We start from the raw sequence: 2,996 nt of genomic DNA, 5'->3' as shown, positions 1-2,996 counted from the left end.
CCAATGCGTAAACTATCTCGCCAGTGGCACTGTTCGAAAAGTGGTTGAATCAACCCAAATTAGCTTACTGAAGGGGTGTGTTTGTCTAGTTCTTTGGTGTGGCTTCACTGGTGTTGGAACGTTGCCTTAGTTAAATCAGTTTTGCGCACTTGATAGCGGGCTTCTTCGAAAGCATTCTTTCCCAAGCCTATTTCATCAATTGGGTTTTGGTTTGTGAGCTGTCCAATTTACATTGTCATTTAAAGCAATAATGTATTTCAAATTAGGTGCTTGGGTGAAAAACTCAACCTTCTTCGTAGTAGCTAACAATCTGCTTAAGACGGACTGTCAACGCGGGGCAATTTTAGTTCAAGTCGGGTATAGTGTTTACGGTGGGTTGGTTAAGTGCGGTGGTCGCGTTGCCAGCCACTTAGCAGGGCGTTAATAAGCTACTGTTAACGAATAGTTTTTTGGGGTATGTAGTCTTTCATTGGCTGTACCTTTCTCCGCACAAATTCTCGTTCTCTAGCACGCTTTGAGTTCTGAAGTTCCTTTGACGTAAATGCCATTTGAAAGCATCGAAAGCGCTAATATGCCATCAACCATCTTCGCTCTCAAAGGTTCGTCGTTGTGGCAATTAACTGTTCGTCACTTTAGTGGGTGGCTCGTTCTCTGTCACTTTGGTTTGGCAACTTGTTTAAAGCTGGTTTCTGGAAAGGACAGTGGGTCAGTAGCCAATAAAAATCTGGTTGGTTTGTACTGTTGAGTTAGGTGGGTTGTTTGGGTCTAGAACGCGCCGAAAGTACTTTATTAACAAAGTGTTCAAGCTGGATTCTCAACGCTCGGCGGTTTTGGTTGCAAATATTAGTGCAGTGATTAAGGTGGCTTTATTAAGTGTTGTGGTGCGTTGCTCACCACTTAACACAGCGTTATAGCGAGTCAAAAGGAGACAGCATTTGGATTTAATACGAAGGCTATTTGGTTATGAGTTTTTAGTACCTTTTATAGTTACATGCTTAATCTATGGCATGCTCTTTGTTTTCGTGTATTTTGTCTACAAAGTAGTACGGTCATACATTGTAAAGTTCTATGTCTCTTCCGTTTTGGATTCTGAAACAAAGCAAAATATTGATCGAATTATCACACTGGCGAAAATTATCGATGTTCCCGGTGAGTTACCGGATAACTACCAATCTCTATGGAACTCTATATACAAGAATAGGAACCAACGTGAGAGTATGAAGAGTTCTATCGGTATTTTTGAACTAACAATACATAACTATAAAAAATCAGGTAGAGAGCCAACTGACTTGCTAGAAGTTATCGACTTACTTGATGGCTTTAAAGTGCAAGCGCTTCGTCAGAAAAAGTTTTTCTATGAAACTAATGAAGCAATAAATATTTCGCTTTCATATTTATTGGTCTCAAAGCATTTTTTAGTATCAAGTGATTCGCTATAACAATCTGTTCAAGACGGACTGCCAACGTTGGGCACTTTTGGTTCTGGTCTTATGCAGTGTTTACGGTGGTTTAATTAGGTTTCGTGGTATGTTGGCAGCCACTTAACAGGGCGTTAGGTTGCTTTAAAGAATGTGGGTTTGTTAGCTCTGCACTTAGCCACTTCAAGATTTGTGTTTGTCGTTAGTTAATCGTCTGTGTGGCTCGAACACCTTCAGGTGAAAGCTTAGTTTAGCAGGCACATATCAGCTTCAGCGGCTCACCGTTTTCAAGTCCGTCCTGTTTTAGACTTGTGCATGATTTCAACATTGTCCCTGATAGTTCATCGAATCGGTGTTTTCAGGTTTAGCGCACATAGGGTTCAGTGAACCACCGCAGGTTAGTAGGGCGCGCGATTCGAAGTTCAGTGGTCATTGCGGTGCACTCAGTGTGGGTGGTTAGTAGGTCAGCCTCTGCATTCCAAATCAGCAAAGGCACTCGTAATAAGCATCCCTAACAAGCTGCTAAAGACGGACTATCAACGCGGGGCAATTTTGGTTCAAGTCAGGTATAGTGTTTACGGTGGTTAGTTTAAGTATCGTGGTTTGCGTTGCTAGCCACTTAGCAGGGCGTTATATAGTGACGTTTACTAAGTTTAAGGTGTAACGCTTTGAATTCAAAGTATTACGTAAGTTCGAGTGTGCCTCTTACAAGCGAAAATAAGGGTGAGCAGGGGGCATTCTCATGCTACCCTCAAAGCACAGCTCGTCTGGTTAATACGCTTGCGATTAAAATCAGAACGAGCTGTGCTTTGAGGTAAGGCATTTTCCGCTGCCTCAGCTTCGATTTTTGCGTGTCCAAAGGGCAATTGAGCGCGTGAAAGATTGATAGTGCGATATCATGAAGCTTTGGTCACTAATATAACAAGACGTTCAAGAGCGACTCACAACGCGTGGCATTTTTACTATGCGTTGATACAAGTGATTACGGGGGTCTGCAGTGACTGATGTATTGCGTTGCTCACGCCTTAACTCATCGTTATGCGCTATATCGTTCAAAAAGGATATCGAATGAATAAGTTGTTAGAAGAGTTACTAAAACGTGGGTTTAAAGCAAAAATGCGGAATAAGAGCATTTTTGTTAATCTTTCGCTGTTGTCATACCCAGTATCAATATCTCACAACACTGAACGAAACACCTACGAGTTAAACATTGAATACTGGCGCTATATTGTCGTAATGATAGGGTTGTCGATTAATGTAATAGTCGGTTTCGTTTACGGCAATGTCATTCTAAGTTCTATCATATTGGCTATTGTATTGTTGCAGCCAGTAGGGTTGTTTATATCAAAATCTAGATCCAAAGAACTAGAAGAATATCTTGAATCACTTAATGGTGAAGTACGCGCATAACAAAGCGTTTAAGACGGATTCCCAACGCTCGGCATTTTCAGCTTACTTTGGCTTAAGTGTTTATGTCACAATGGTTTAGGTAGGGTGGTCTGCGTTGCTCACCACTTAACGCGGCGTTAATAAGCTACTGTTAACGAATGGTTTTTAGGGTATGTAGTCCTTCATTGG

3 protein-coding genes are annotated in these 2,996 nt (G+C 41.6%); all 3 read left to right on the top strand.

All coding sequences use genetic code 11. From position 1 onward, the window contains the following. Window positions 1-274: 274 nt before the first annotated feature. The 3 genes from APB76_RS23015 to APB76_RS18090 all read left to right on the top strand — a co-directional run bounded on the left by APB76_RS23015 (window position 275) and on the right by APB76_RS18090 (window position 2,828). Window positions 275-424, top strand: coding sequence for a hypothetical protein (locus APB76_RS23015; RefSeq protein ID WP_167350326.1), 150 nt, complete (start codon window positions 275-277; stop codon window positions 422-424). Between the two features lie 511 nt (window positions 425-935). Beyond that, window positions 936-1,439, top strand: coding sequence for a hypothetical protein (locus APB76_RS18095; RefSeq protein WP_054963640.1), 504 nt, complete (start codon window positions 936-938; stop codon window positions 1,437-1,439). A 1,047-nt stretch (window positions 1,440-2,486) separates the two neighbouring features. Continuing rightward, complete coding sequence (locus tag APB76_RS18090) at window positions 2,487-2,828, top strand: hypothetical protein (protein ID WP_054963641.1); 342 nt, start codon at window positions 2,487-2,489, stop codon at window positions 2,826-2,828. Window positions 2,829-2,996 lie beyond the last annotated feature (168 nt).

The sequence above is a fragment of the Vibrio bivalvicida genome (assembly GCF_001399455.2).
Classification (GTDB): domain Bacteria; phylum Pseudomonadota; class Gammaproteobacteria; order Enterobacterales; family Vibrionaceae; genus Vibrio; species Vibrio bivalvicida.
The sequence above is the reverse complement of the archived record's forward strand: the minus strand, read 5'-3'. Positions and strand labels throughout refer to the sequence as shown.

Excerpts from the sequence above, each read along its gene's own strand:
- APB76_RS18090 (WP_054963641.1), top strand. The coding sequence starts at position 2,487 with ATGAATAAGTTGTTAGAAGAGTTACTAAAACGTGGGTTTAAAGCAAAA.